Below are 26,631 nucleotides of genomic sequence, written 5' to 3' on the forward strand. Positions count from 1 at the left end.
ACCGCATTGTAATGTTTGGCGGGCTTTCTTCATTGTGAATGAGGGCGTCGCTCTGGTAATTCATCCATAGCCGCTAGCCGGCAACGCTTCGCGCTTTGGACAGTCTGGGGTTTGAATTTGATACGGCAACTTTTGGCGTCCATGGTAGTTTTGGCCATCGCAGTTGCGGCCTGGATCGTTTTTGTGCCCAGCGCCACGCTTACCCTCGCCAACTATGGCATCGCCCTGCCTTTCGGCGCTTCGCCCGCTCAGGAAACGCGGCCCGGCGGCCCGCCGGCCAGTGGCGGCGGCAGAGCTGCCGGCGGTCGACAGACCAATGTCGTGACGACGCCGGCGACCCTGGCAACCATCAACGCCACCCTCACCGCCATCGGCGAGGGAACGGCCGCGCGCTCGGTTACCATCTCCTCCCCCGCTGGCGGTTATCTTGCCGAAGTGCTGGTTCGCCCCGGCCAGATCGTCGCTGCGGGTGAGGTTCTGGCGCGACTGGAGTCCGAGAACGAGCAGATTGACTATGATCGCGCCGTGCTCGCTGCAGAAGATGCCAGCGCAACCCTGGCCCGCACGCAGGGCCTCGCCAGCTCCAGCCTGGTGGCCACCACCGCAGTGGCCGCTGCCGAGCTGGCCTCCGCCAATGCCGATCTGGCCCTGCGCAACGCCGAAGTCGCCCTGGCCCGCCGCACCATCACCAGCCCGATCGCCGGAACGATTGGCCTGATCAGCGTAACGCCGGGAAACTATGTCACCGCACAGACGCCGATCACCACCATCGATGACGCCTCCTCGATCCTGATCGACTTCTGGGTGCCGGAACGTTACGCGCCGGCCATCGCGCTCGACGCGCCCGTCACCGTGGCCGCCACCGCTCTGGCGGGCCGTCAGTTCCCGGGCGCGATCCGCGCCATCGACAGCCGTATTGACCCAGCCAGCCGCACCTTGCAGGTGCAGGCCGAGATCCCCAATGCCGACGGCGCGCTGCGCGCCGGCATGTCTTTCTCGGTCGCCCTGAGCTTTCCTGGAGAGCAGTATCCAGCGGTCAATCCTCTGGCGATCCTGTGGTCTGCCGAGGGCTCATATGTGTGGAAATATGTTGACGGCGAGGCGGCCCGCGTACCCGCCGAAATCGTGCAACGCAACAGCGATGGCGTTCTGGTCAGGGCCGATCTCGCAGCCGGCGACGCCATCATAACCGAGGGCATATTGCAGCTGAGCGATGGCGCCAGGGTGACCTTGCTCAGTGGTCCTGATGGCACTGCCGAAACCGCCATCCCCCAACCCTGAGCCCCGAGGAGCGCCGGCCATGTCCATTGCCCAGAAAAATGAGCGCGGCGGCACGCTGGCATCGCTTTTCGTGCGCCGCCCCATACTGGCCGCCGTGGTCAATGCGCTGATTGTGGTTACTGGCCTTGCCGCGCTGCTGGGGGCCGAGGTGCGCGAACTGCCCAGCGTCGAGCAGCCGGTATTGTCGATATCGACTGAATTCAGTGGCGCGGCAGCCGAGACCGTCGACCGCGAAGTGACCGCAATCATTGAGGGTGCCGTCGCGCGCGTGCAGGGCGTGTCCTCGATTTCATCAAGTTCATCGACGGGCCGCAGCCGCGTCACGCTCGAATTTGCCGACGGCACCAATCTTGATGTGGCCACCTCCGATGTGCGCGATGCGCTCAGCCGTACCGGCCGCAGCCTTCCCGATGGTGTCGACGACCCGGTCATTTACAAGGCCGACAGCGACGCCCAGGCGATCATCCGGCTCGCCGTGACGTCCGATACCATGTCGATTGCCGAGATGAGCGAAGTGGTCGAAGCGGTGATTTCCGAGCGCCTCAGCGCGGTAGCCGGCGTCTCCGAAGTTCAGGTCTACGGCACGCGCGAGACTGCCTTCGAAGTCGATATCGATCCGCTCAAGTTGGCCAGTCGCGGGCTGACGGTGGCCGATGTGCGCAATGCACTCTCCACCATCGCCTTTGACGCGCCGGCAGGCTCCATCAACGGCCCCAACCAGAATATCACCGTTCGGGCGATCTCCGAAATCACCACGACGCGCGACTTTGAAGACATCATCATCGAAGGGCGCACGCGTCTGGGCGATGTGGCCACGGTGGTGTTCGACGCCGCCGGCAGCACCTCCGCGCTGCGTTCGGATGGCAAGCCCGGCATTGGTCTGGGCATCGTGCGGCAGGCGCAGTCCAACACCATCGAGATATCGAAGGGCATCCATGCCGCGGTGGATGGGCTCAACGACACCCTGCCCGAGGGTATCGAGATCAAGGTCTCCAGCGACGATGCGGTGTTCATTGAGGGGGCGCTGCATGAGGTTCAGGTGGCCCTGGCTGTGTCACTGGCGGTTGTCGTTGCCGTGATCTTCCTGTTCCTGCTCGATTGGCGCGCCACCATCGTGCCTGCCATTGCCATGCCTATCGCCTTGCTTGGTGCGGTGGCCGGCATCTACCTGGCCGGATTCTCCCTCAACATCATCACCCTGCTGGCGCTGGTCCTGGCGACCGGCCTGGTCGTGGATGACGCTATCGTGGTGCTGGAAAACATCGTGCGGCGAAAGAACATGGGAATGGGGCCGCGCGCCGCCGCTGTGCTGGGTACCCAGGAAGTGTTCTTTGCCGTCGTGGCCACGACTCTGACGCTGGCCGCCGTGTTTGTTCCGCTGTCTTTCCTGCAGGGCCAGACCGGGCGCCTGTTCCGGGAGTTTGGCTTCACCCTGGCCATTGCGGTGCTCATTTCATCGATTGTTGCGCTGTCGATGGGCCCAATGATCGCCTCACGCTTCCTCAAGGCTCACGACGCCCGTCAGCACGGTGGCATTATTGGCGCCATAGGGCGCGGCATGGCGCGTTTCTACCGGGTCACCCTGCGGGTCGCGCTGGCCAATCCTTTCGTCGTGGTGCTGATCGCCCTGTTGTTCGCCGCCTCGTCCTATTTCGTGTTTGGCAATCTGCGGCAGGAAATCACGCCCCCTGAAGATCGCTCCCAGCTTGCCCTGAGCATCTCGGCGCCCAACACCGCCAGTCTTGATTACGTTCGCACCGAGATGACGCGGGTGGAAGCCATGTTGCAGCCCTATCTCGACAATGGCGAAGTGCAGTCGATCTTTGTGCTTTCCGGCTTTGGCACGGGCGGTTTCATGGTCCTGACCCTCGCGCCATGGGGCGAGCGGGACCGCACTCAGGCTGAAATCGCCAACGAGATCAATGCGCTGATGACACAGGTTCCCGGCATCCGGGCCTCGGTCCGGCAAGGCAACAGCCTGGGCATTCGCGGCGGCGGCGCCGGCCTGCAGTTCGCCGTGGTCGGATCGGACTACACGGTGCTCGCCGACACGGCCCAGCAAATCGCAGATCTGCTGGACCAGGACGGTCGCTTTGGCCGCGTCAGCGTGAATTTCGATACCACCCAGCCGCAACTGACGCTGACGGTCGACCGGGCCAAGGCCGACGCCCTGGGCATCGACATCAATGGCCTGGCCACCACGCTGCAGGCCATGATCGACGGCAGCGACATCGGCAATGTCTTCATCAATGACACCAGCTATACCGTCCGCCTGGTCTCGACCAGCAACCCGATCAACGATCCACGCGACCTCGAAAGCCTGTTCATCAAGACCGGCGACGGGCGGTTCGTGCCCATGTCGACCATCGCCAGCATTGTCGAGTCAGCGGTGCCGCCCTCGCTGAGCCGGGAACAGCAGCGCCGTGCCGTGCCGGTGACTGCGAGCCTGGATGGCGGCATCGCGCTTGGCGACGCCTACTATCAGACGCTGGAGCTGGCCCGCCCCCTGCTGCCGGAGGGGGTCTCGATCATTCCCTTGGCCGAGGCGCGCACCATTGGTGAGGCCAATAATGGCCTGCTCATCACCTTCGGCTTTGCCCTGGTCATCATTCTGCTGGTCCTGGCGGCGCAGTTCGAGAGCCTGTGGAGCGCAATCATCGTCATGACCACCGTGCCGTTCGGCGTCGCCGCGGCGCTCTATGCTTTGCTGGTGACCGGGGGGAGTCTCAATATCTTCAGCCAGATCGGACTGGTGCTGGTCGTCGGCATCATGGCCAAGAACGGTATTCTCATCGTCGAATTCGCCAACCAGTTGCGCGACAGAGGGTTGCCCGTGCGCGAAGCCATCGAGCAGGCCTCCAATATTCGGTTGCGCCCGGTAATGATGACCATGATTGCGACCATTCTCGGTGGTCTGCCGCTGGTATTGGCCAGCGGCGCCGGCGCAGAAGCGCGCTCGGCGCTGGGCTGGGTAATGGTCGGTGGCCTCAGCTTTGCGGCGATATCAACGCTCTACCTGACCCCGGCGGCCTATCTGCTGCTCGCCAGATTTTCGCAGCCCAGAACCCAGGAAGAAGCACGGCTTGAGCAGGAGCTGGACGCAGCCAGCGCCAAGCCGGAACCGGCTGAATAGGACAATCCCCCGCTCCGCCCGGACTCGAACCTGACCAAGCCCTTAAGATCGAAACGACAATTTATGCCCGTTTTAAAAGGCAACGGTGATTGCTCATCGCTAGGCTAGTGGTGCGACGGTCCTTTTTTGCGGTCAATCCCAACCAGCCGATCGCATCTGCGAGGCTGTTTTGCTCAGGCGTGTTTCACTTGATGCCGCAACGGACAATGCGCGAACTGCGCCAGCGCCCGCTACTGGCCAGCCGGCCGCCCAGGCGCCCGAGCTGACCGGGATTGAGCGGCGCCGGCATCCACGGGTCAGTCTTACGGACTCAGATGACAGCGGCTCCGGCCAGATGCGCGAAGAGCGCCGCATGGGCGATCGTCGTGTGGCAAATTCCGACACCTATTCCGGACCCGAGCGCCGCATTGGCGAGCGCCGGAATTTTGATGAACTGCGCAATGGCCTGCAATGGGGTGCTGCCGCTGAACACAAGAGCAGGTTTTTCTTGCCGCGCAGCTCGATGTTCAAACCGGCCCGGCTGGTCCTGCTGGTCATTGCGCTGGCCGCAGGTGGCCTCGCTGCCCTGCTGGTTTCCAGCCCAGCGCCCGAGCAGGTCGTGCCCAGCGTTGTCGCCGACGTCGCACCACCGCCAACGGGCACCCGCATTCTCGTCGCCACGCAAGCCATCGGCATTGGCCAGCAACTTTCGGAAACCACGGTCGCCTGGGAATACTGGCCCACTGACGCGATCAACACCCACTATGTCACCGAAGACGATGCGCCCCAGGCCATAGCCGAGATGACGGGCACGCTGGCCCGCTTTGAGATCTTCGCTGGCGACCCAATTCGCGAGGACAAGCTGGCCCGCAATGCCCAGGGCTATCTGTCGGCGGTTCTGGCAAGCGGCATGCGCGGCGTCTCCGTAACGGTGTCGGCCCAAGCCGCCTCCGGCGGTTTCATCGTGCCCAATGATCATGTCGACGTCATTCTGACCCGCCCTTCATCTGCCGGTCAGACCTCGGAAACGGTCCTGCGCAATGCCCGTGTCCTGGCGATCAACACACGGCTGGGCGAAACCGGCCAGACCGGCGCCCCCGCCGATCCGGACAATCCACGCGCCGAGATCTTTGCCGATCATGCCATTGCCACGCTGGAACTCGATGAGGAGCAGGCCGAAATCCTGGTCAATGCGTCCTCGCTCGGGCCGCTGACCCTGGCCCTGCGCGCGATGACAGATTTCGCCGAACCGGACGCCATCGCCGAGCTCAACACCAATCAGTCCATCCGGATCACCAGCCCGTTCTGGAACCCGGGCAGTGCCCGGGAGCCACGGTGACCCATTAAGGCGGCATTGATCAAGGCCAGATAGGCTCCGATCAACCGACGAACCACAACGAAGCGAACAGATGACAAAAGCCCCAGGCAATCTGCGCACATTCATAGTGACGACCCTGCTGCGCGCCGCCGCAATACTGCTGCTCGCCGGCGCCGGCCAGGCCATGGCCCAGACCGTGCATTACGATCTGTCCACCACCTCGGTACTGCGCATCAACATGCCGGTCTCCCAGGCGGTGACGGTGACCGTCTCTGGCCCGGTCGACAAGATCGTGGCCGCTGACCCCACCATTGCCGAAGCCCAACCCATCACCGATCGTTCGCTCTATCTGGTGGGCAAGACCTTTGGCACCACCACCGTCAATCTCTACTCCAGCACCGGCGTGCCGATCGGTCTGCTCGCTGTCGAAGTAGGCGCCGACACCGCCGATATCGCCCAGTCCATTCGCGCGGCGGTGCCAAGCTCCAGTATCCAGGTCTCCACCGTCAACGGTCGGGTTCGCCTCGCCGGAACGGTCCCCGACTCCTTGTCGATGGACAAGGCCCTCGAGATCGTCGCCCAGTATGGCAGCCCCGCCGTGGTCAACACCATAACGCTGGTGGGCGGCCAACAGGTCAATCTCGAGGTGCGCATTCTCGAAGCCCAGCGCGACGCGGGCCGTGAGCTGGGGATCAATTGGGGCGGCTCGATCGGCGGCGTCCAGGCCAGCATTGGCGGGGGCGCGGGCGGTCCGGCGGCCAATGCCGGTTCATTCTCCTCATTCGCCACCAGTGTTCTGGCGGGCGTTTCGGGCATCAGCCTGAATGCCACGATCAAGGCGCTGGAAGGCAAGCGCCTGGTCCGCACCCTGGCCGAACCCAATCTGACCACCCTGTCGGGCGTCAAGGCGAGCTTTCTGGCCGGCGGCCAGGTCCCCATTCGCGTCGCCGATCCCAATGGCAATGTCACGCTCAACTACCGCGATTTCGGCGTCCGGCTGACCTTTACGCCCATGGTGCTGGGCGACCGCATCCAGATCCACCTGGCGCCCGAGGTCAGCGTTATCGGTGGCTATACCGCCGGCGGCGACCCCATCTTCAACACCCGCAATCTCGATGCCACTGTCGAGTTGCGCGACGGGCAGAGCTTTTCGGTTGCCGGCCTGATCCAGGCCGACACCAGCCTCAGCCAGGATCAGTTGCCCTGGATCGGCGACGTGCCCATTCTCGGCTCCCTGTTCAAATCGTCGGGCTACAAGAAGCACGACACCGAACTTGTCGTCATCGTTACGCCGCGCCTGGTCCAGCCCTCCGTTGCCGGCCAGACCCCCGCGTCGCCGCTGGACGCGACCCAGGCCGCCAATGACCTTGAGTTCTTCGCCCTCGGGCAAATGGAAGTGACCCGCAAGATGATCCGCAGCTTCCAGACCGGCGAGGGGATCGTCGGTCCCTATGGCTACATCATCGATCTTGGATCGGAGGCGACCAATTGAGCCCGCTGCGCCCATCCCGCATGGCGGGGACTGTTGCCGTGCTCCTCACTGTTGCCCTGCTGCTCAGTGGCTGCACCTATGACTATCTGCAGCACACAGATCGCGTCGCCTTCAGTTCGGGCAATGCGGTCAAGGCCAATCTCGAGCGTGAAACGATCGACCCGGCGTCGATGAGGTCCACGGTCGGGCTTGGCAGGAATGGCTCGGTCATCCCGTCCGACGCGGTTGCCGCCCCCAGCCCCTGATCCAGACAACGCCCATCGCACATCGTCGCTGGCCGCCGGGAAATGACAGCCCGGTGCACATGCTGAAAGCCTGACGCTTTTATGCGCTGGCCCGCGGGTGGCAAGACGTTGGAAAGATCGCGTGCCCCCGGCCTAGCCGCTCAGACCAGCCCGGGCGCCTGACCACGGGTCAGGCGCGCGACCTGGCCGATGAGTAGGCCAGCATCTGGATATTGTTGTCGATCACCGCATTATTGGGGTCGAGCGCCGCTGCCTTGCGGAAATTTGTCAGCGCACCCACGGCATTGCCGCGCAGCAGATAGGAGTAGCCCACATTGTTGTAGTATTGCGCGGTGCCACCGGAAATCTTGTAGAGCGCCGCATAGACGCGGTCTGACAGGTCAAACCGTCCCAGCCGGTCATAGGAGGCGCTCAGCCCGATATAGCCCTGCGCATCATTTGGCGACAACTCGACAACCTTCTTGTAGAGCGCCGCTGAGTAGCCAAAATCATTGCCGTGAAAATGGCCGCGCGCCTCGGCCAGTGCGACATCGGCCGTATAGCTGGATCCGGCCCGCAATTCGGGGATGCTGGCACTGCTGGTGCCGAAACTGCTCAGGTTGGCTGTCGAGCAGCCCGTCAGTGACAGCATGGTCAATCCAACGGCCAGGACACCGGTATTCAACAATCCAGCAAATCGGCTCACGTCACTCACCTCAGTACCGACGCCATGTGGCGCTTCAGGTCCTCAGGATAGGCAGGCAGCTTAGTATGTTGGGTAAATGCAAAGCGATACCGTGCGCCAAAGTTAACGCCCGCTTACAAGGCGCAAGCCCGCATCGGGTAGTGATGCCGGTGTCTCGCGGCGCATCTGAGCAAACTCCGGCGGTCGTGGCACGGATGTTGTCCCGAAAGTGTTCGGATGGCTTGCGCGCCCACCCGGCGCGTCTCGGCACGATTTGCGCCCGATCATCTCAAAGCCAAGGGCAAAATTCTGAACTTTACCAGGCCGGTGCGTGGGCTTGCTCGGTTGGCAAAACCCATGTGCCGTCCGTAAATGGAGGGCAAAACTATGCAGTATCAAGGGATTAGTTGGTGGGCCCACCAGGACTCGAACCTGGAACCAGACCGTTATGAGCGGTCGGCTCTAACCATTGAGCTATGGGCCCCATGCCGAGTTTTCGGCATTTTGTTGGCTGGTAGCACGCGCTAACGGCAGGGGTCAAATGCGCTCTTGGGCGTGCCCCGTCGCGCCAGCGCTCCCCATTTGACGCGGCCAAGGCTGACGCGGCCAAGACCGCCGGTTTGCCGAGGACAGCGGTTTGCGCTGTCCCGGCCCCAACCACCGCCCCTCACGGCAGTTGCCGCTAGCGCAGCGTCACTTGCACCGGCGCCATGCCGGCCAGTTCGGCCTCGATGGCCAGCGGCCCCGTCGCCGGATATTTGAGGCGCGCCCCGGTGATGATGACATCGCCCGCATTCAGCGCCAGCCCGCGGCTGATGGCGTGATTGGCGAGCCAGGCAATGGCAGCGACAATTTCCTGCCATGAGGCGCCCTGTTCGGTCTGGGCCACTGCTGCGCCGCCATAGCGCAGCTCGATCGGCAGGCTGGCAAAATCCAGTGTCGTCGGCGGGGTCAGCGGCGCCCCCACGATCACCGCGGCATTGCTTTGCAGATCGCCCATCTTGAGCAGCGATGGCGCCTCGGCGGCTTCCGCAAATGAACTGGCGCACATTTCCAGCGCCGGGTGCACCGACACAATCGCTGCCGCCGCGTCTTCGGGCGTATAGGGCGTGGCCTTGCGGGCCAGCGTCCGCCCCAGCTTGACGGCCACCTCCACCTCGCTCAGAAAGACCATCAGCCCGGCCTGATCAAGCGTGGCCGCATTGTCATGGTAACGCGATTTCGGGATCGGCGAGCACATCGGCTCGCCCTCGCCCCCTGCCAGCACCTTCCAGCCGCCTGCCGCGCCCTCATGGCGCATCACCGCATCCTGCAGACGATAGCTCTCCGCCAGCGTCTGGGGCACCCAGCTTGCCGGAAAAGCCGTGATCGGCCGGGATGTATGGCGGGCCTCAAACAGGGCGAGTGCGGCATCTTCCAGAGCGTCGGACATGGTCATCCTCATGATCGGCGATGGTTCGCCAGGGACCGGCAACATGTCCCATCACGCCGCGCCGGCGCAAGTGATGTCTGGGCAGGCAACGTCATTGCCCCCTGCCGGTGCGCCGCCTATTGTGCGCCAGGCGCTCTGTGTTCGGTCAGCGCCCAATGTGACGGAAGCTCCCATGCGCGACGGCGACATCATCAACGGCCTGGTCAAGGGTCTGGCGGTCATCGAGTGCTTTGACGAGGAGCACGCCAGCCTGTCGATCACCGATGTCGCCCGCCGCACGGGCCTCGAACGGGCCACCGCCCGCCGCTGCCTGCTGACCCTCACCCATCTCGGCTACGCCAATTATGACGGCAAGTTCTTTCGCCTGGCGCCGCGCATCCTCAATCTGGGTCACTCCTATCTGGCCGCCACGCCGCTGCCCCGGCTGATTCAACCCTATCTGGATGCCCTGTCCGCCCAGATCCACGAATCCTCCTCGGCCGCCGTTCTCGACAATACCGAGATTCTCTATATCGCCCGCGCCGCGCATCGCCGCGTCATGTCGATCAATCTGGGCGCAGGCGCTCATATGCCCGCTTACTGCACCTCGATGGGGCGCATCATGCTGGCCGCCCTGCCCGCCCCGCTTGCCGCCGATATTCTGGGCCGCTCCAACCTGATCGCCTATACCGCCAAGACCAAGGCCGATCTGGCTGCCATCACCACCGAACTGGCCGTCGTGGCCGCCCAGGGTTTTGCCGTCATTGATGAGGAGCTTGAGCTGGGCCTGTGTTCCATCGCCGTGCCGCTGCTCAATGCCGGGGGCCAGACCGTGGCTGCGCTCAATATTGGCGCCCAGACCGCGCGCGCCTCCACCTCGCACATGATCGCCAATTTCCTGCCGCTGATGCGCAAGGTCCAGGCCGAAGTGCGTCCCCTGCTGCGCTGAAGGCGCCGTCCGGCCTGCCGGGCCGGTCATAATAGCGCTGTCACAATCGGGGATTAGACTGGCAGCTGGACGGGACCGGCCCCTGGGCACTGAGTCTGCACGCCCCGCCGCGATTGTCACAATAGATCCGCCGCCAGCGCGGCAAATTTTGCCTCGTTCCCAGAATAACGCTTTGTTTTCAAAGCTATAAACTGTCACAAACGCGTCACGGAACTGCAATAAAACAGTCGCACGCCCCCCATATGGTCGGCCTCGTCAAAGGGCGGCGCCAGGGATGATGTCTCGGATCGGCCCGCCGGGTTTGAACTGAATTCCGAAAAGGAAATTCCCATGAAGTCTGCAATCTTCGCCAGTGCTGCCGTCGTCGCGCTTGTCGCATTCGGCACCCCAGCCGCTTTCGCCCAGTCGCGCGACACCATTCAGATCGCTGGCTCGTCCACCGTTCTTCCCTTCTCTTCGATCGTTGCCGAAGAATTCGGCAACGCGTTCCCCGATTTCAACACGCCAAATGTTGCCGGCGGCGGTTCGGGCGGCGGCAAGCGTCAGCTGTGCGAAGGCGTCGGCGAAGCCACGCTCGACATCGCTAACTCGTCAAGCAAGATGGGTGCAAGAGAACTGGAAAGCTGCCAGGCCAATGGCGTTGAAGACGTCCGCGAGATCGTTTTCGGTTTTGACGGCATCGTCTTTGCCACCGGAATCGAACAGGGCGATTTCGCCCTTGAGCCCGTGCACCTGTACAAGGCCATCGCAGCGCAGGTTCCTGTTGACGGCGCAATGGTCGCCAATCCCTACACCAACTGGTCCGATATCGATGCGTCCCTGCCCGATCAGGCCATCTTCATCGCCATCCCCGGCACCAACCACGGCACGCGCGAAGTGTTCGACGAACGCGTCCTCGCTATCGGTTGCGAAGCTGCCGAACTGCCGGAAATGGATGAAGACGCCATGGAAGCTGCTTGCCTGACCCCCCGTCAGGACGTGGTTGTGGAAATCGCTGGCGACTACACCGAAACTCTGGCCCGTCTGCAGTCCAACCCCGAAGCTGTCGGCGTGTTCGGCCTGTCCTTCTACGACCAGAACCGCGACAGCCTCAAGGTTGCCACCGTTTCGGGCGTCGAGCCCTCGCTTGAGACCATCGCTTCGGGCGACTACCCGGTTTCCCGTCCGCTGCAGTTCTACGTCAAGGGCGCCCATATCGGCGTGATCCCTGGCATTGAAGACTACGTTGCCTTCTTCCTGTCCGAGCAGATGGCCGGTGCTGGTGGCACGCTTGAAGCCGCTGGTCTGGTGCCTGCTTCCAGCGAGTTCCTTGCTGCACAGCTGGACGCGTTCAACAACGCCGAACAGTACCAGCCTCAGTAATCGTATGCGCTAATGTGATGGACCCCGGCTTTGCCGGGGTCCATCACTACAAGCCTGAATACCATGGGCTAGATAGCCTCTCCCCTCAGGAAGGACCGGTTCGCCGTGAACGCTCTCGTCATTGCCGCACTTCTCCTGGTTCTTCTTACATTTTCCTATCAGGTTGGCTGGTCCCGCAGCCGCAAGCTCGCTGGCAACAAAAGCCAGCACCTGCATTCCCGCCCCATTTACCACGGCGTCTTGGCGGCTCTCTTTGCGGTTTTGCCAGCTATGGTCATAATCGGGATCTGGGCGCTATTCAGCGAACAGGTCACCAATAGTTTCATTGTGGCGCAATTGCCGCCGGAAACAGCACAATTGTCACAGATGCAGCTGCAGGCGGCAATTGCCCGCGTGAAAGCCATTGCCAGCGGCTACGGCGTTGTCGGCGAGCCCTCCGCGACAGAAGTTGTGGCAGCACAAGTCTTTGCCAGTTACCAACAGATATCCTTTCTCGCAGTGCTCGCTGCCGCAGCAGCGATCGGGGCTGGCGGCTTGTTTTGGGCGCAGCGCCGCATCGGCCCTCGGCTGCGCGCACGTACCGAAGTCGAAATCTTCGTGCGTATTGCCCTTATGGCCTGCTCAGCCGTGGCCATTGTCACCACGCTGGGCATCGTTCTGTCGCTGCTCTCCGATGCCTTGCGGTTTTTCAGCTTTATCAACCCCCTGGACTTCTTCTTCGGCACGACATGGAATCCGCGCTTCCAGAGTGCTGGCACCGGCTCGGCGGGCGAATATGGTCTGCTGCCGCTGCTCTGGGGCACAGTCATGATCAGCATCATCGCTATGCTAGTTGCGGTCCCGATCGGGCTGATGTCAGCGATTTATCTGTCACAGTACGCAGATGAGCGGGTGCGCAACGTCGTCAAGCCGATCATCGAGGTTCTCGCCGGCATTCCCACCATCGTCTACGGCTTCTTCGCCCTGGTGACTGTCGGGCCTTTCTTCGCTGCCGCTGGCGACGCCGTGGGCATCGATATCAATGCCACCAGCGCGCTCACAGCCGGCGTGGTGATGGGCATCATGATCATCCCGTTCATTTCCTCGCTCAGTGACGACATCATCGCCCAGGTTCCCCGGGCCATGCGCGATGGATCCCTTGGCCTGGGTGCGACGCAGTCGGAAACCATCCGCAATGTGTTGCTGCCAGCTGCACTGCCTGGCATTGTGGGCGCCGTCCTTCTCGCGGTAAGCCGCGCCATTGGTGAGACGATGATTGTAGTGCTGGCTGCCGGCAATAGCCCCGTGCTGCGCTTCAATCCTGCCGAGCCGACTTCAACGGTTACAGTAAGCATCGTCAACCAGCTAACGGGTGACGCCGATTTTACCAGCCCGCAATCGCTGGTGGCCTTCGCGCTTGGTCTGACCTTGTTCGCCATGACGTTGCTGCTGAATGTCATGGCTCTCTACATCGTACGGAAATTCAGGGAGCAATACGAATAGCCATGACCGACACATTGCTCTCTGCGGCTTCACCGGGCAGCCGCAACCGCGAACAAGTCCGCAAGGGCCTTCGTCGACGCCACCGCAGCGAGGTTCTGTTCCGCTGGGCCGGCATCCTGTCAATTGTCGCGGCGCTTGGCTTTGTTGCCATCCTCTTCGGCATGATCCTTTCCAAAGGCATGCCTTCTTTCTGGCAGTCCACGCTGCATCTGGAAGCCTATTTTGATCCCGAACTGATCGAAGGCGGACCGCAGCCGCAGCGGGAGGACAGCAACTCGGATGCTGACTATCAGCGCGCCTATTCCAACTGGCAGCGGGCCGTGACGCTGTCGAACTGGAATACCGTCGTTGAAACAGCGATCCGCGCGCAGGTGCCAGAGTTTGAGATCGAAACCGGCGATCTGCTCGACTTGGTCACAACGGCAGCGCGTTTCCAGCTGCGTGATCAGTATTTCGCCAATCCCGACGTGCTTGGCCAGACCATGCCGGTGTCCATCCTCGGGTCCGCCAATACCGACAATTGGCTAAAGGGCACAATCGACCGATCCCAGCCCGATGCCCGACAGCAGCTAGCACCGGAAACTCGCCAGCTTGCCGACCAGTTCCTGGAACAGGGCATCATTCGTTTCGATTTTGCGGGGCACATATTCACCAACGTCGATAGCCGCTCTGCGCCCGCCTCAGCCGGTCTGGCCGGTGCCTTCATGGGCTCGCTTTACATGATGATGGTGGTGATCGTTCTCGCCGTGCCGATTGGCGTTGCCAGCGCTGTTTATTTGGAAGAATTTGCGCCCAAGAACCGGTGGACGGACTTGATTGAGGTCAATATCAACAATCTGGCTGCCGTGCCCTCGATTGTCTTTGGTTTGCTCGGCGCAGCCGTGTTTATCAACTATTTTGGTTTGCCGCGCTCGGCGCCCATCGTCGGGGGTCTGGTTCTGACCCTGATGACGCTACCGACGATCATCATTGCGACACGCTCCTCGCTCCGCGCAGTGCCCCCATCGCTGCGGCAGGCCGCCCTGGGCCTGGGCGCCTCACGCAACCAGACCGTGTTCCATCACGTGCTGCCCATGACCTTCCCGGGCATCCTGACCGCCACCATCATTGGCGTCGCCCAGGCCCTGGGCGAAACCGCGCCCCTGCTGCTGATCGGCATGAGCGCCTTCATCGCCAACATCCCGTCCAGCCCGATGGATTCGGCAACCGCGCTTCCGGTCCAGATCTATCTCTGGCAGGGTAACGAAAACCGCAATTTCTTCGAAGCCCGCACCTCGGCGGCCATCATCGTACTGTTGGGATTGATGCTGATGCTCAATGCCATTGCCATCTTCCTGCGTTCGCGCCTTGAGAAGCGCGCTTGAGGGGACCCAAATGGATATGATTGCCGGAAAGATCAAATTGACCTCCAAGACAGTGGATCAAAGTATGAACCCCCTAGACGTGTTGGAACGCGAGACGCGCCTCTCCGCCCGCGACGTCACCGTACACTATGGCGACAAGCAGGCCCTGTTCGGCATTTCCATCGACATTCCCGATCGGGCGGTGACGTCCTTTATCGGCCCGTCGGGCTGCGGCAAGTCGACCTTCTTGCGCTGCATCAACCGCATGAACGACACGATCGAGGGCGCCAGGGTCGGCGGCAGCATCAAGCTCGATGGCGATGACGTCTATGATCCAAATCTCGATGTCGTCGAGTTGCGCGCCCGCGTCGGCATGGTGTTCCAGAAGCCCAATCCCTTCCCCAAATCGATCTACGAGAACGTCGCCTACGGCCCCAAAATCCACGGCCTCGCCCGCTCGCGGACCGATCTCGACGAGATCGTGGTCTCCTCGCTGCGCAAGGCGGGCCTGTTCGAAGAGGTCAAGGATCGCCTCAACGAGCCCGGCACTAGCCTGTCGGGCGGCCAGCAGCAGCGCCTCTGCATCGCCCGCGCCATCGCCGTCGGCCCCCAGGTCATCCTGATGGACGAGCCCTGCTCGGCGCTTGACCCCATCGCCACCGCCATCATCGAGGAATTGATCGACGAACTGCGCGAAAACTACACCATCGTCATCGTCACCCACTCGATGCAGCAGGCCGCCCGGGTTTCCCAGAAGACCGCGTTTTTCCATCTGGGCAAGCTGATCGAGGAAGGCGTCACCGAAGACATCTTCACCAACCCCGAGCACAAGCAGACCCAGGACTACATCATGGGCCGTATCGGCTGATCCCCGCACGGACATAAGAGGAGACTGCCATGCCCGCCACCGGCACCGACCATATCGTTACCGCCTATAGCGACGAGCTGATCCAGCTGGCCCAATCCATCGCCGAGATGGGCGGCCAGGTCGAACTCGCCATCGAGAACGGCACCAAGGCCCTGCTCAAGCTGGATCGCGAACTGGCTGATCTGACCATCATCGCCGATCAGCGCATTGACGACATGCAGCGCAATATCGACGACATGGCCGTCTCGATGATTGCCCGCCGCCAGCCCATGGCCTCGGACCTGCGCGCCATCATCACCTCGATCCACGTCGCCAACGACCTCGAACGCGTCGGCGACATGGCTAAGCAACTGGCCCGCCGCTCGCTCAAGCTCGAAGGCATGAGCCTGCAACCCACCTTCTACAATGGCGTCAAGAACATGACGGCCTTGGTGCTGCGCCAGATCAAGGATTCGCTGGACGCCTATTCCAGCCGCAACGCTGCCGCCGCCATCCAGGTCTGCAACCACGACGACGAAGTCGATGCCATGTACACCTCGCTGTTCCGCGAACTGCTCACCTACATGATGGAAGATCCGCGCAACATCACGCCCTGCACCCATTTGCTGTTCTGCGCCAAGAACCTCGAACGCATTGGCGACCACGCCACCAACATCGCCGAGCACGCCTATTACCTGCAGACCGGCAAACAGCTCACCAGCGATATCCAGGAACTGCATCGCACCCAGATCAAGGCGTAACATGACCTTCGATCCGTCGGAACATTTCGGCCCAGTTGGCTAGCATGGTGATGGCGCGCGGATCACTTCCCGGCCTCACCAGGCAAACCGGCCTTCCTTTGTCCTAAAACGGGGTTGCACCCATGCCCGCTACCATTCTCGTTGTCGAAGACGAAGGCGATATCGCCATCCTGCTGCGCTACAACCTCGAAGCCGAGGGCTTCCGCGTCGTCACCGCCGAAACCGGCGACGAAGCGGCCCAGGCCATTCAGGACAAGCTGCCCGATCTGATCCTGCTCGACTGGATGCTGCCCGAAATCTCCGGCATCGAAATGTGCCGTCGCCTGCGCGCCCGCGAGCAAACCGCCCGCGTGCCGATCATCATGCTCACCGCACGCGGTGAAGAGGAAGAGCGTGTCCGCGGCCTGGCCACCGGTGCCGACGACTATGTGGTCAAGCCCTTCTCGGTGCCCGAACTGATCGCCCGTATCCACGCCCTGCTGCGCCGCGCCAATCCCAATCTGGTCACTGCCGCCCTCAAGGTCGGCGATCTCGAACTCGACCGCACCACCCACCGCGTTCGCCGCGCCGCCCGCGACGTCCATCTTGGCCCCACCGAATACCGCCTGCTCGAATATCTGATGCGCCATCCCGGCCGCGTCTATTCGCGCGAGCAGCTGCTCGATGGCGTCTGGGGCAATGATGTCTATGTCGACGAGCGCACCGTCGACGTCCATATCGGCCGCCTCCGCCGCGCCATCAATCGCGGTCGCGAAACCGACCCCATCCGCACCGTCCGCGGCGCCGGCTATGCCTTCGATGAGCGCTTCGCCCAGGTCGCCTGAGCCTTCAGGGCCCGCCGATCTGTCCCTCCCCCTTCAGGGGGAGGCTAGGAGGGGCCGGCCCCTGCCTCTAAACCTCGGGCACGCTGCGCAGCGGCGTCTCGTCGGCCAGCGGCACGGTCTGCCGCTCGATCATCCGGTGCACCTGCGGCGGGCCATCGCCCTGGTGCAGGGTCCGCAAGGCCAAGAAATTCTCTGCATCCGCCTTGGTGCGCCGCAGATTGTGCCGCACATAATCCACCCAGGTCGGCACATGGTAGCTTTCCACCCATAGATCCGGCTGCTCCAGATCGCGCAGCAGGGCCCATTGCCGCGCCCCGTCGCGCAGCCGCACCTTGCGTCGCTCGGTCATCAGCGCCAGGAACCTGGGAATGTCATCCTGGGCGATGCGATAGTCGACCATCACCATGATCGGCCCGCTGCGCGGGGTCAGGTTCAGCCGCAGCACCGGTTCGTTGAAGGTGTTGAGCGGGCCCAGATCGCGCGATTCAAACTCCCGCAGCGGCAGGATGAACCCCACCAGCGCGCAAAACACCAGTACCAGCGCGGCCATGGCCAGCGCCCAGTCAATCCCGAACGCGTCGGCGCTGACGCCCCACAGCCAGCTGCCCATCGCCATGCCGCCAAACGTCGCCGTCTGGTAGAGCGACAGCGCCCGGCCCACCACCCAGCGGGGCGATGACAGCTGAATCGACACGTTGAACAGGCTCATCGACAGCACCCAGCATGCCCCCGCCGGCACCAGCACGGCGTGGCTCAGGATCAGGTCTCGGCTGAACCCCAACCCCGCGCAGCTCAGCGCAAAACCGATACAGGCCGCCCGCACAATCCACTCATTGCTGAAGCGCTCGCGCACCCGGCCATTGATGAACGCGCCGCCAATCGCCCCCAGACCGAAGCAGCCCAGCAGGGTGCCATAGGCCAGCGCCCCGCCGCCCACATATTCGGCCGCCACCGAGGGCAGCAGCGCCAGAACCGCAACGGCGGACAGCCCGAACAGGAAGCTGCGGAACAGCACCGTGGTCAGGCTGGGCGACAGCGACACATAGCGGATGCCGGCCAGAATGGCGCTGCCGAAGCCTTCGCGCGGCAGGCGGTTGGCGGGCCGCTCCGGCTTCCAGCGCAGCAGCGCGGTGATCAGCGGCAGATAGGTCAGCGCATTGAGCGTAAACGCCGCTGCGGCGCCTGCCAGCGCCACGATCAGCCCGCCCACTGCCGGGCCGACGCTGCGCATCATGTTGAAGCCCATGGCGTTCAGCGTCACCGCGCCGGGCAGATCGCTGCGCGGCACGATATCGCCCATCGACGCCTGCCAGGACGGATTGAACAATGCCGTCCCGGCGCCGATCATGAATGTGAGCGACAGCAGCAGCCAGGGACTCATCAGGTTCATGAAGGCCAGCACCGCCAGCAGCACCGACACCAGCGCCATCCCGCCCTGCGCGATCAGCATCACCACGCGGCGATCGAAATTGTCGGCCAGGGCGCCGGCAGCCAGGGAAAAGATCATGATGGGCAGCGTGGTCGACGCCTGCACCAGTGCCACCATATTGTGCGAGTCGGTCAGCGTCGTCATCATCCAGCCGGCACCCACCGACTGCACCAGCCCCCCCAGATTGGACACCAGCGTGGCGGTCCACAACAGCCTGAAGGTCTCATGCTTGAACGGCGCCAGGATGGACGGTCTATCGGGCATGCTGTTTCTCGCGCGGCTGGTGGCAACGCCCCGTCTTGAGCCAGTCCGTCCGCTTTGACAAGCCACGCGCCGCTCAAGGCGCTGGCCGCCTTGCCTGCCTTCAGCTCCCGGCAGCGTCGCGTCTAGACCCCGCTGGGTACGATGCGGAAGTCATTGCCCTCGGGCAGCAACTGGCCGCCATCCACCACGATGGTGGTGCCGGTAATGTAGCTGGCCTCGTCCGAGGCGAGGAACAGGAAGGCATTGGCGACATCGCGCGCACTGCCCAGCCGCCCGAGCGGAATGGCGCTTTCCATATCGGCGATAAAGGCCGGGCCGCGGTGCTCTTGCATCGCCTCGGTCAGGATATTGCCCGGCTCCACCCCGTTCACGGTGATGCCATAGCCGGAAAATTCCAGCGCCGCCGAGCGGATGAAGCCGTTGATCCCCGCCTTGCTCGCAGCATAGTGGCCATGCCCGGGGCTGGTCACATGCGGCCCGGTGATCGAGGACGTGAACAGGATTCGCCCATATTTTTGCGCCCGCATCGGCTCCAGCGCCGCCTTGGCCGCATTGAAGCTGCCGCGCAGATTGACCGCCATCACCCGGTCCCAGTCTTCCGGCGTCGTGTCCTCGATCAGCTGCCAGGGATAGATCCCCGCATTCTGCACCACGATGTCGAGCCGGCCATAGGAGGCCACGGCCAGCGCCACTGCCGCTTCGGCATCGGCATAGCGGGCAATGTCTGTGCGGATGAAACTGCCGCCCAGCTCGGCGGCACTGGCGCGCCCAGCCGCTTCCTCGAAATCGGCCAGCACCAGGTTGGCGCCCTCCTCGACAAAGCGCTTCGCCGTGCCCTTGCCGATGCCCCGCGCCGCCCCGATAACCAGGGCCGTCTTGCCTGCCAGGCGTCCAGTCATGCTCATGCCAGTTTCTTCCGGATCGATTGTTTGAGCGTGTCGAGCAGCACCGCCGCCAGGACCAGCAGGCCATGGATGACCTGGGTGAAATGCGCCGGCAGGCCCATCAGGTTGATCGCCGTATTGATCGCCGACAGCAGCAACACACCGGCATAGACCCCCGGCAGCGCGCCGACACCGCCCTTAAGGCTGATGCCGCCGATCACCACTGCGGCAAAGGCATTGAACAGCATGCCGGTACCCAGATTGGCCGTGGCCCCAGAGGTGCGGATCGCCAGCAACCACCCGGCCAGCGCGGCCACCATGCCCGAGAGCAGAAAGGCGATCATCAGCACCTTGTCCACCTTGATGCCGGCGCGGAAGGCGGCCGCCTCATTGCCGCCGATCATCAGCAGGTGCCGGCCGTAGCGCGTCTTGGCCATCATGAAGGAAAAACCGACAAAGCAGGCAATGGCGATATAGGCGGTCAGCGGCAGGCCCAAAAAGCGCTGGATCGCCAGCCAGCGCAGCTCGTCGGCCAGGTTCTGCGCCGAGCGGCCGCCCGACAGCGCCACCACCAGCCCGCGCACCCAGATGAAACTCGACAGCGTGACAATGAAGGCATTCATCTTGATCTTGACGACAAGATAGCCGTTGAGCAGCCCGACCGCCGCCCCGACGGCAAGGCTCAGCGCCAGCGAGGCCGGCACCACCAGCCAGCCCGGCGTCAGCTCGACCCCCATGCCAATGCCCGAGGAGGCGAACACCATGCTGGCGGCCATGGCGCTCAGCGCCGCCACCGATTCCACCGACAGGTCCATGTGCCCGGCAATGATCACCAGCGCCAGGCCGATCGACATCACCCCCAGCACGGTGGATTGCTCGATGATATTGGCGAAGATACCCGGCTGGAAATAGTTCGGGATGGTCGCCGAAAAGATCGCCAGCACCGCCAGCAGCATGAACCAGACCAGGTTGTCGAGCACGACTTCGAGCACGCGGCGGGATTGGGGCGTCATCGTCATTTCTCGCAAAAAGCGGCGGGACCAGACCCCTCCCGCCAGTGGCGGAAGGGGCATTGCTGGTTAGGGAACCGGCGTCACGGCTTCGGTGGGCGGCTGCAGATTGCCCCAGAAGGCCGCGTCGCCGACATTGTCCGCCGTGATGGCAGCGCCGGGGATCTTGATGGTCGGACCCCATTCTTCATTGGTCACCACCGATTTCAGCCCGAGCACGTCATATTCACCCGGCTCGATCGGCTGCTTGGCCACGATCTTGTCCATGAACATGGCCACGGCCGCCGCCTGGGCATAGAGCGGCTGCTCCACTTCCACCTGCATCCAGCCGTCGCGGATCATCTGCAGCGCCACCGGCGCTCCATTGGAGCTCATCACATAGACATCGCCGGGCTGCTTGCCGGCCGATTCCAGTGAAGCCACCGCGGCCACCGACAGATGAGCGGCATGGCTGAACACGATATCGATGTCCGGATTGGCCAGCAGTTGGTCGGAGACGATCGTCCCCGCATTACTGGCCTCCCACATCATCGCCGGCTGGCTGATGATGATGACGTCCGGGAAGGCCGCCATCTTTTCCTCGAACCCCATCTGGATGTCGAGCGTATAGGGGTCGCCGGGGTCGCCCAGCACTTGCAGAACCTTGCCCTTGACCGCACCGTTCTTCTCGGTCAGCAGGCGCTCGACCTGTTCGGCCGCCACATAGCCGATCTCCACCGTGCCGGCCACCGAGGTGAAGTCCGACATGGTCGAGGAGATCTGGCGGTCGAATTCGATCACCGGAATGCCGGCGGCGCGGGCCGCCTCCACCGATGGTGCCAGCGCGTTGAAGTCCACCGCGGCCAGGATGATCGCCTTGGGCGCGAGTGTGATCACGTCATTCATCTGGCTCTGCTGCAGATCGGTCTTGTTGTCTGCATTCAGCGTGGTCATCTCATAGCCGACCTGCTCGAGGAACATTTCGAGCGCGCTGACCGAACCGGTCTGGAATTCGTCGAGCAGGGTCGGGACCATGTAATAGACGGTTCCCTTTTCCTGGGAATAGGCGGGGTTCACCATCCCGGCAGCGCCGGCCAGAAGAACCATGCCCCATTGCAACATGTACTTCATTCGTTTCGCTCCTGTGCACCGGATCCCTCCGTCACGCCCCCTACCGGTCCGGTCCCGGTGAGGGTTTCGCCCGTGATCATGCCGATCACTGCGTCCGCGTTTGTCTGCTTGGTCGGCACATCGCCCGCCACCACGCCCTGGCGGATGACGACCATGCGGTCTGCCACCTGGAAGGCCTGCTGCATGATATGGGTAATGATCACCACACCGATCCCCTGCGCCGCCACCTGGCGGATCATCTCCAGTCCGCGCTTGGTCTGTTCCACGCCCAGTGCCGCAAAAGGCTCGTCCAGCAGCACCAGCTTGCCGCCCCAGTGCACGAAGCGGTTGAGCTCGATGGCCTGGCGCTGGCCGCCCGACAGGTGCTCCACCTTGCTGCGCAGCGAGGGAATGCGCGTGCCGGCCGTGGCCATGGCCTTGGCCACCTGCTCTTCCATGCGCGGTTCATCGAGCACCTTGATGCCCAGAAACGACCGCGTCAGTTCGCGCCCCATGAAGAAATTGGCCACGACGTCGACATTGGTGCACAGCGACAGGTCCTGGTAGACCGTCTCAATGCCGGCAGCCTTCGCCTCCGATGGCGATTTCGGCGCGAAGGGCTTGCCTTCAAAGCGCATGCTGCCGGAGCTGGCGTCCAGCCCGCCCGAGATGATCTTGACCAGGGTCGATTTGCCCGCGCCGTTGTCACCGAGCAGGGCAATGACCTCGCCCTTGCCGATGGAGAACGACACGCCGCGCAAGGCCTGCACGGCCCCGTAACTCTTGGTGATATTGTCGAGGACGAGAAGGGGCTCGCTCATGCTGCCATTCCGTTCGAAAAGGGGTCGCGCTTCGGCGCGCGATCGGGGGAAGACCTGATCTCCTGCCGGGGCGACAGGACGCCGGAGACCGCCAGGGCCGCCGCCCCCCGCATCACCGACTGGCGCCCGGTCGAGGCGATGACGCGCGGCGTGGTGCGGTCATAGCGAGCTGAAATCGAGCTGGGCAGAACGGCGGTTGTCGCCACCAGCTGGGTGATCAGCGCGCCCGGTGCGATTCCGCCGAGCACGATGGTTTGCGGGTCGAACAGGTTTTCGATGGTCTGGATGGCGCTGTGAAAGATCGGCGTGACCTCGGCCACCCAGTCCGCCTGGCTTTGACCGTCCGGGCGGTTGCTGAAAGCGTCCAGCGACAGGTAGCGCTCGAGGCACCCCGCATTGCCACAGGGACAAAGGCGCCCGCCCGGCATCAGCGGAATATGGCCGACTTCACCGGCATTGCCCCAGGCGCCACGCACCGGCACGCCGTCCTGCATCATCGTGCCACCCAGGCCGACGCCGAAATGCAGATAGTAGAACTGCCCGATCCCGGCGCCCTCGCCATAGAGCCGCACGCCCAGCGCCGCCGCCACTGTATCGGCGGCGATGAAGGCGGGCAGCTTGCTCACTTCTTCCAGCCGCGCCCGCACCGGCACCCCGGCCCAGCCATCCAGCGTCGTCGGCCCGACAAAGCTCATTGATTGCACGTCGAACGGGCCCGGCATGGCCAGGCCCACCCCCAGGATGCGCCCGTCCTGCCGCAACGCCCGCATCTCGGCCACCAGTTCACCGATCAGGGCAAAGGCCTCGTTGGGACTGGCATGGGCATGGCTGCGCGCGGCGCGGCCCAGCATGTCGCCGGCCAGGTTCATCAGCGCCGCCTCAACGCCCAGCGGCGTAATGGAAACGCCCACGGCATAGCCGCCATCCGGGTTAAGGCGCAGCGTGGTCGGCGGCAGGCCACGCCCCTTGGGCGCCTCGCGCACCGACAGCAGGTAATTCTGTTCTTCCAGCTCGCGCACGATGGTTGAGACGGTCTGCACCGTCAGCCCTACCCGGGCGGCGATGTCGCCCCGCGTCGCCGGGCCGCCATTGCGGATGCATTCGAGCACGATCCGCCGGTTATACGGCCGGGCCTGCTCCTGATTGGTACCGCGCAATACCATGCTCTGCCCTCTCAATAGGCATGAGAGTGGCAGTGCCTATTTATTATGTCAATTGGAATTCAAAAATAGAGTTGCACCGCGATCGGCCGGGCCCTGCCCAGAACCAAACGGCCCCTGGCTTGCGCCAGGGGCCGTCCGGAATGTGTTAGCGGCCGATATGGCTTAGCCGGCAGCGGTATAGGCTGTCTTGACCACGGTGAAGAACTCGGCCGCATACTTGCCCTGCTCGCGCGGGCCATAGCTGGAGCCCTTGCGACCGCCAAACGGCACGTGGAAGTCCACGCCCGCTGTCGGCACATTGACCATCACCATGCCGGCTTCGGCATTGCGCTTGAAGTGCGTCGCATATTTCAGCGAGGTGGTGACGATGCCGGCCGACAGGCCGAACTCGGTGTCATTGGCCGTCGCCAGCGCTTCTTCATAGTTCTTGACGCGAATGACCGAGGCCACGGGGCCAAAAATCTCTTCACGGCTGATGCGCATCTGGTTGGTCGCTTCGGTGAACAGCGTCGGCTGCAGGAAATAGCCTTCTGTCGGTGCGTTCACCCGATTGCCGCCCACCCGCAGGGTGGCGCCTTCGGCCTGGCCAATGGCGATATAGTCCATATCCTGCTTGAGCTGGCCCGGATCGACCACGGGGCCGATTTCGGTATCCTTGGCCAGGGCATCACCCACCCGCAGATTCTTGGTGCGCTCGCACAGCGCGTCGACGAAAGCATCGTGAATGCCCTCGGTCACGATCACCCGGGACGATGCCGTGCAGCGCTGGCCGGTCGAGAAGAAGGCCGACTGCGCCACGCTTTCCACCGCCACCTTGAGGTCGGCGTCGTCCAGCACCACGGTCGGGTTCTTGCCGCCCATTTCCAGCTGGAACTTGCGGCCCACCTCGATCGAGGCTGTGGCCACGCGCTTGCCTGTGCCCACCGAGCCGGTAAAGCTGATGGCATTGACGTCCTTGCTGTCCAGCATGGTCTGGCCGACGACCGAGCCCTTGCCCATCACCAGATTGACCACGCCATGCGGCAGGCCGGCGCGATGCAGAATGTCGACAATCGCCCAGGTTGACCCCGGCACCAGGTCGGCCGGCTTGATCACCACCGTATTGCCATAGGCCAGGGCTGGCGCCATCTTCCAGGCGGGAATGGCAATCGGGAAATTCCACGGCGTGATGATGCCGATCACCCCGATCGGCTCGCGGGTGATCTCCACGCCCACGCCGGGCCGGACCGATGGCAGCACTTCGCCGGCCAGCCGCAGGACTTCTCCGGCAAAAAAGTCGAAGATCTGCGCCGCACGGGTCACTTCACCAATGCCTTCCGGCAGGGTCTTGCCCTCTTCCCGGCTCAGCAGTTCACCCAGTTCGGCCTTGCGTGCCAGGATTTCCTGGGCGGTCTTGGACAGGATGGCATGGCGTTCGAGAATGCCCGAGCGCGACCAGGCCGGAAACGCCGCCTTGGCAGCGGCAATGGCCTGCTTGGTGTCTTCGACGGTGCCCCGCGCGTAAACGCCGACCACTTCGCTGATATTGGAGGGGTTGATGTTCTCGACGCCGTCGCCGCCAACCCATTCCCCATTGATGAGGTTCTTGTAAATTTCAGCCATTTTTGGTGCCTTTCGGGAGGAGACTAAAGGAGATCTGCCTTGGCCAGGTCGCGCAGCAGATGGCTGCTGCCATAGGTCCAGGGCGGGCATTTGGTGGAGAGGTTCACTGTGTTGGACAGGGTACCCAGACTGGATGTCGAGATTGAGACGACGTCACCGAGCTTGTGGGTAAAGCCCATGCCGGCGCCGCCACGATCCTGCACCGGCGCAAACATGGTGCCCAGATACAGCACCAGCCCGTCGGGATATTGATGATGCGCGCCCAGCGTCGCGGCCACCAGCGATTCCGGGGTGCGCGAGATCTGGCTCATCGAGGAATGGCCCTCGAGCACAAAGCCGTCTTCGCCTTCCACCCGCAGCGCAATCTCGGACTGCTTGATGGTTTCCAGGGTGAAATCGCCGTCGAACAGCCGCACGAACGGCCCCAGTGAAGCCGAGGCATTATTGTCCTTGGCCTTGCCCAGCAGCAGTGCCGAGCGGCCTTCCACGTCGCGCAGATTGACGTCATTGCCGAGCGTGGCGCCAATAATGGCCCCCGCACTGGTCACCAGCAGCGCCACTTCGGGCTCGGGATTGTTCCAGCTCGAGCTCGGGTGCAACCCCACTTCGGCGCCATAGCCCACCGCGCTCATCGGCTGGCCCTTGGTGAAAATTTCCGCGTCCGGCCCGATCCCCACTTCGAGATACTGGCTCCACACGCCCTTTTCCATCAGCGCCGCCTTGACCTTGACGGCCGCATCCGACCCCGGCACCAGCTCGCTGAGATCCATGCCGATCAGGTCGAGGATTTCGCTGCGCAGTGCATCAGCACGCGACTTGTCGCCCCGCGCCTGCTCCTCGATGACCCGTTCGAGCAGCGACACCACAAAGGTCACCCCTGAAGCCTTGATGGCCTGCAGGTCGATCGGCGACAGCAGGCTCGGCACGCTGGCATCATGATCGGCCGCCACGCTATTGGCCAGCACGGCCTGGGCCGAGCCCAGCGACACGCCCGGCGCGCTGCGCACATGCTCTGCCGCCCGGCCGCTCTCGGCAATGTCGCGCACCGTGGCCAGTCCCTTGGCCGTGATGTCGAACAGGTCGCCATCGCGTACCGTCACAATGCGCGGGTGATCATGGCCCGGCACGCGCGCCCGACCCACCAGAATGCCGTCCGGATAATCCATGTCGCTCATCTTGCTGCCTTGAAATACTAGCGCAGTGACTACCCCAGCCGTGCTGCACCATGCAAGCGCAGCGTGGCAATAAATCATACTTATAAGAAGGCGTATCGTGAAC

At 63.4% G+C, this 26,631-nt stretch carries 22 protein-coding genes and 1 tRNA gene; 12 read left to right on the forward strand and 11 right to left on the reverse strand.

All coding sequences use genetic code 11. The features are described from left to right. Positions 1 to 183: 183 nt before the first annotated feature. The 5 genes from Q8O80_RS12850 (at position 184) to Q8O80_RS12870 (ending at position 7,448) form a co-directional block, all read left to right on the forward strand. On the forward strand, positions 184 to 1,281 hold the full coding sequence (locus Q8O80_RS12850) for an efflux RND transporter periplasmic adaptor subunit (RefSeq protein WP_305579846.1): 1,098 nt from the start codon (positions 184 to 186) through the stop codon (positions 1,279 to 1,281). Between the two features lie 19 nt (positions 1,282 to 1,300). Continuing rightward, positions 1,301 to 4,414: an efflux RND transporter permease subunit gene (locus Q8O80_RS12855; RefSeq protein ID WP_305579847.1), complete on the forward strand. Its 3,114-nt coding sequence runs from the start codon at positions 1,301 to 1,303 to the stop codon at positions 4,412 to 4,414. Between the two features lie 352 nt (positions 4,415 to 4,766). Further along, a complete protein-coding gene (cpaB, locus tag Q8O80_RS12860; RefSeq protein ID WP_305579848.1) occupies positions 4,767 to 5,732 on the forward strand; it encodes a Flp pilus assembly protein CpaB in 966 nt (321 codons plus the stop codon). Between the two features lie 70 nt (positions 5,733 to 5,802). Further along, positions 5,803 to 7,203: a type II and III secretion system protein family protein gene (locus Q8O80_RS12865; RefSeq protein ID WP_305579849.1), complete on the forward strand. Its 1,401-nt coding sequence runs from the start codon at positions 5,803 to 5,805 to the stop codon at positions 7,201 to 7,203. Further along, the gene (locus tag Q8O80_RS12870; RefSeq protein WP_305579850.1) at positions 7,200 to 7,448 is read left to right on the forward strand and encodes a hypothetical protein; all 249 of its coding nucleotides are present in this window, start codon (positions 7,200 to 7,202) and stop codon (positions 7,446 to 7,448) included. The genes Q8O80_RS12865 and Q8O80_RS12870 overlap by 4 nt, the downstream gene beginning before the upstream one ends. 169 nt (positions 7,449 to 7,617) lie before the next feature. Here Q8O80_RS12870 and Q8O80_RS12875 read toward each other — a convergent pair whose 3' ends face one another. The 3 genes from Q8O80_RS12875 to Q8O80_RS12885 all read right to left on the reverse strand — a co-directional run bounded on the left by Q8O80_RS12875 (position 7,618) and on the right by Q8O80_RS12885 (position 9,544). Beyond that, positions 7,618 to 8,133 (reverse strand): tetratricopeptide repeat protein, encoded by a 516-nt coding sequence (locus Q8O80_RS12875; RefSeq protein ID WP_305579851.1) that lies wholly within the window; start codon positions 8,131 to 8,133, stop codon positions 7,618 to 7,620. 387 nt (positions 8,134 to 8,520) lie between these two features. Next, positions 8,521 to 8,596, reverse strand: a tRNA-Ile gene (locus Q8O80_RS12880). Between the two features lie 198 nt (positions 8,597 to 8,794). Continuing rightward, positions 8,795 to 9,544, reverse strand: coding sequence for a fumarylacetoacetate hydrolase family protein (locus Q8O80_RS12885; RefSeq protein WP_305579852.1), 750 nt, complete (start codon positions 9,542 to 9,544; stop codon positions 8,795 to 8,797). A 172-nt stretch (positions 9,545 to 9,716) separates the two neighbouring features. Between Q8O80_RS12885 and Q8O80_RS12890 the strand changes: the two genes are divergently transcribed. The 7 genes from Q8O80_RS12890 (at position 9,717) to phoB (ending at position 17,091) form a co-directional block, all read left to right on the forward strand. Continuing rightward, a complete protein-coding gene (locus Q8O80_RS12890) occupies positions 9,717 to 10,472 on the forward strand; it encodes an IclR family transcriptional regulator C-terminal domain-containing protein (RefSeq protein ID WP_305579853.1) in 756 nt (251 codons plus the stop codon). 330 nt (positions 10,473 to 10,802) lie between these two features. Next, complete coding sequence (locus tag Q8O80_RS12895) at positions 10,803 to 11,834, forward strand: PstS family phosphate ABC transporter substrate-binding protein (protein ID WP_305579854.1); 1,032 nt, start codon at positions 10,803 to 10,805, stop codon at positions 11,832 to 11,834. Positions 11,835 to 11,939: 105 nt separating this feature from the next. Beyond that, positions 11,940 to 13,316 carry a phosphate ABC transporter permease subunit PstC gene (gene pstC, locus Q8O80_RS12900; RefSeq protein ID WP_305579855.1) on the forward strand — a complete coding sequence of 459 codons (1,377 nt, stop codon included), beginning with the start codon at positions 11,940 to 11,942 and terminating at the stop codon, positions 13,314 to 13,316. Between the two features lie 2 nt (positions 13,317 to 13,318). Further along, complete coding sequence (gene pstA / locus Q8O80_RS12905) at positions 13,319 to 14,680, forward strand: phosphate ABC transporter permease PstA (RefSeq protein WP_305579856.1); 1,362 nt, start codon at positions 13,319 to 13,321, stop codon at positions 14,678 to 14,680. A 64-nt stretch (positions 14,681 to 14,744) separates the two neighbouring features. Further along, complete coding sequence (pstB, locus tag Q8O80_RS12910) at positions 14,745 to 15,527, forward strand: phosphate ABC transporter ATP-binding protein PstB (RefSeq protein WP_305579857.1); 783 nt, start codon at positions 14,745 to 14,747, stop codon at positions 15,525 to 15,527. A 29-nt stretch (positions 15,528 to 15,556) separates the two neighbouring features. Beyond that, entirely contained in the window at positions 15,557 to 16,267 is a 711-nt protein-coding gene (phoU, locus tag Q8O80_RS12915) for a phosphate signaling complex protein PhoU (RefSeq protein ID WP_305579858.1), read from the forward strand. A gap of 122 nt (positions 16,268 to 16,389) precedes the next feature. Beyond that, positions 16,390 to 17,091, forward strand: a complete 702-nt coding sequence (gene phoB, locus Q8O80_RS12920; RefSeq protein ID WP_305579859.1) for a phosphate regulon transcriptional regulator PhoB — start codon at positions 16,390 to 16,392, stop codon at positions 17,089 to 17,091. Between the two features lie 67 nt (positions 17,092 to 17,158). On the opposite strand, the gene Q8O80_RS12925 is transcribed toward phoB, so the two are convergent. From Q8O80_RS12925 to Q8O80_RS12960, 8 genes are all read right to left on the reverse strand, one after another. Next, positions 17,159 to 18,784: an MFS transporter gene (locus Q8O80_RS12925; protein ID WP_305579860.1), complete on the reverse strand. Its 1,626-nt coding sequence runs from the start codon at positions 18,782 to 18,784 to the stop codon at positions 17,159 to 17,161. 122 nt (positions 18,785 to 18,906) lie between these two features. Further along, a complete protein-coding gene (locus tag Q8O80_RS12930) occupies positions 18,907 to 19,683 on the reverse strand; it encodes an SDR family NAD(P)-dependent oxidoreductase (protein WP_305579884.1) in 777 nt (258 codons plus the stop codon). Positions 19,684 to 19,685: 2 nt separating this feature from the next. Continuing rightward, the gene (locus tag Q8O80_RS12935; RefSeq protein WP_305579861.1) at positions 19,686 to 20,681 is read right to left on the reverse strand and encodes an ABC transporter permease; all 996 of its coding nucleotides are present in this window, start codon (positions 20,679 to 20,681) and stop codon (positions 19,686 to 19,688) included. 66 nt (positions 20,682 to 20,747) lie between these two features. Next, positions 20,748 to 21,779, reverse strand: coding sequence for a sugar ABC transporter substrate-binding protein (locus Q8O80_RS12940; RefSeq protein WP_371136196.1), 1,032 nt, complete (start codon positions 21,777 to 21,779; stop codon positions 20,748 to 20,750). Between the two features lie 5 nt (positions 21,780 to 21,784). After that, entirely contained in the window at positions 21,785 to 22,588 is an 804-nt protein-coding gene (locus tag Q8O80_RS12945; protein ID WP_305579863.1) for an ATP-binding cassette domain-containing protein, read from the reverse strand. After that, complete coding sequence (locus Q8O80_RS12950; RefSeq protein ID WP_305579864.1) at positions 22,585 to 23,751, reverse strand: ROK family transcriptional regulator; 1,167 nt, start codon at positions 23,749 to 23,751, stop codon at positions 22,585 to 22,587. Before Q8O80_RS12950 ends, Q8O80_RS12945 begins: the two co-directional genes overlap by 4 nt. Before the next feature lie 162 nt (positions 23,752 to 23,913). Further along, entirely contained in the window at positions 23,914 to 25,353 is a 1,440-nt protein-coding gene (locus tag Q8O80_RS12955) for an aldehyde dehydrogenase family protein (RefSeq protein ID WP_305579865.1), read from the reverse strand. Positions 25,354 to 25,376: 23 nt separating this feature from the next. Further along, positions 25,377 to 26,519, reverse strand: a complete 1,143-nt coding sequence (locus Q8O80_RS12960; RefSeq protein ID WP_371136193.1) for a fumarylacetoacetate hydrolase family protein — start codon at positions 26,517 to 26,519, stop codon at positions 25,377 to 25,379. Between the last annotated feature and the right edge of the window lie 112 nt (positions 26,520 to 26,631).

The sequence above is a fragment of the Devosia sp. genome, assembly GCF_030689745.1.
Taxonomy (GTDB): domain Bacteria; phylum Pseudomonadota; class Alphaproteobacteria; order Rhizobiales; family Devosiaceae; genus Devosia; species Devosia alba.

What these genes read in the sequence shown, in the direction of transcription:
- Q8O80_RS12955 (WP_305579865.1), bottom strand. Translation starts at nt 25,353, where the DNA reads ATGGCTGAAATTTACAAGAACCTCATCAATGGGGAATGGGTTGGCGGC.
- Q8O80_RS12960 (WP_371136193.1), bottom strand. Translation starts at nt 26,519, where the DNA reads ATGGATTATCCGGACGGCATTCTGGTGGGTCGGGCGCGCGTGCCGGGC.
- pstB (WP_305579857.1), top strand. Translation starts at nt 14,745, where the DNA reads ATGAACCCCCTAGACGTGTTGGAACGCGAGACGCGCCTCTCCGCCCGC.
- cpaB (WP_305579848.1), top strand. Translation starts at nt 4,767, where the DNA reads ATGGGCGATCGTCGTGTGGCAAATTCCGACACCTATTCCGGACCCGAG.
- phoU (WP_305579858.1), top strand. Translation starts at nt 15,557, where the DNA reads ATGCCCGCCACCGGCACCGACCATATCGTTACCGCCTATAGCGACGAG.
- Q8O80_RS12945 (WP_305579863.1), bottom strand. Translation starts at nt 22,588, where the DNA reads ATGAGCGAGCCCCTTCTCGTCCTCGACAATATCACCAAGAGTTACGGG.
- Q8O80_RS12950 (WP_305579864.1), bottom strand. Translation starts at nt 23,751, where the DNA reads ATGGTATTGCGCGGTACCAATCAGGAGCAGGCCCGGCCGTATAACCGG.
- Q8O80_RS12940 (WP_371136196.1), bottom strand. Translation starts at nt 21,779, where the DNA reads ATGTTGCAATGGGGCATGGTTCTTCTGGCCGGCGCTGCCGGGATGGTG.
- Q8O80_RS12855 (WP_305579847.1), top strand. Translation starts at nt 1,301, where the DNA reads ATGTCCATTGCCCAGAAAAATGAGCGCGGCGGCACGCTGGCATCGCTT.
- Q8O80_RS12925 (WP_305579860.1), bottom strand. Translation starts at nt 18,784, where the DNA reads ATGCCCGATAGACCGTCCATCCTGGCGCCGTTCAAGCATGAGACCTTC.
- Q8O80_RS12885 (WP_305579852.1), bottom strand. Translation starts at nt 9,544, where the DNA reads ATGTCCGACGCTCTGGAAGATGCCGCACTCGCCCTGTTTGAGGCCCGC.
- Q8O80_RS12890 (WP_305579853.1), top strand. Translation starts at nt 9,717, where the DNA reads ATGCGCGACGGCGACATCATCAACGGCCTGGTCAAGGGTCTGGCGGTC.
- Q8O80_RS12930 (WP_305579884.1), bottom strand. Translation starts at nt 19,683, where the DNA reads ATGACTGGACGCCTGGCAGGCAAGACGGCCCTGGTTATCGGGGCGGCG.
- Q8O80_RS12865 (WP_305579849.1), top strand. Translation starts at nt 5,803, where the DNA reads ATGACAAAAGCCCCAGGCAATCTGCGCACATTCATAGTGACGACCCTG.
- phoB (WP_305579859.1), top strand. Translation starts at nt 16,390, where the DNA reads ATGCCCGCTACCATTCTCGTTGTCGAAGACGAAGGCGATATCGCCATC.
- pstA (WP_305579856.1), top strand. Translation starts at nt 13,319, where the DNA reads ATGACCGACACATTGCTCTCTGCGGCTTCACCGGGCAGCCGCAACCGC.
- Q8O80_RS12935 (WP_305579861.1), bottom strand. Translation starts at nt 20,681, where the DNA reads ATGACGCCCCAATCCCGCCGCGTGCTCGAAGTCGTGCTCGACAACCTG.
- Q8O80_RS12895 (WP_305579854.1), top strand. Translation starts at nt 10,803, where the DNA reads ATGAAGTCTGCAATCTTCGCCAGTGCTGCCGTCGTCGCGCTTGTCGCA.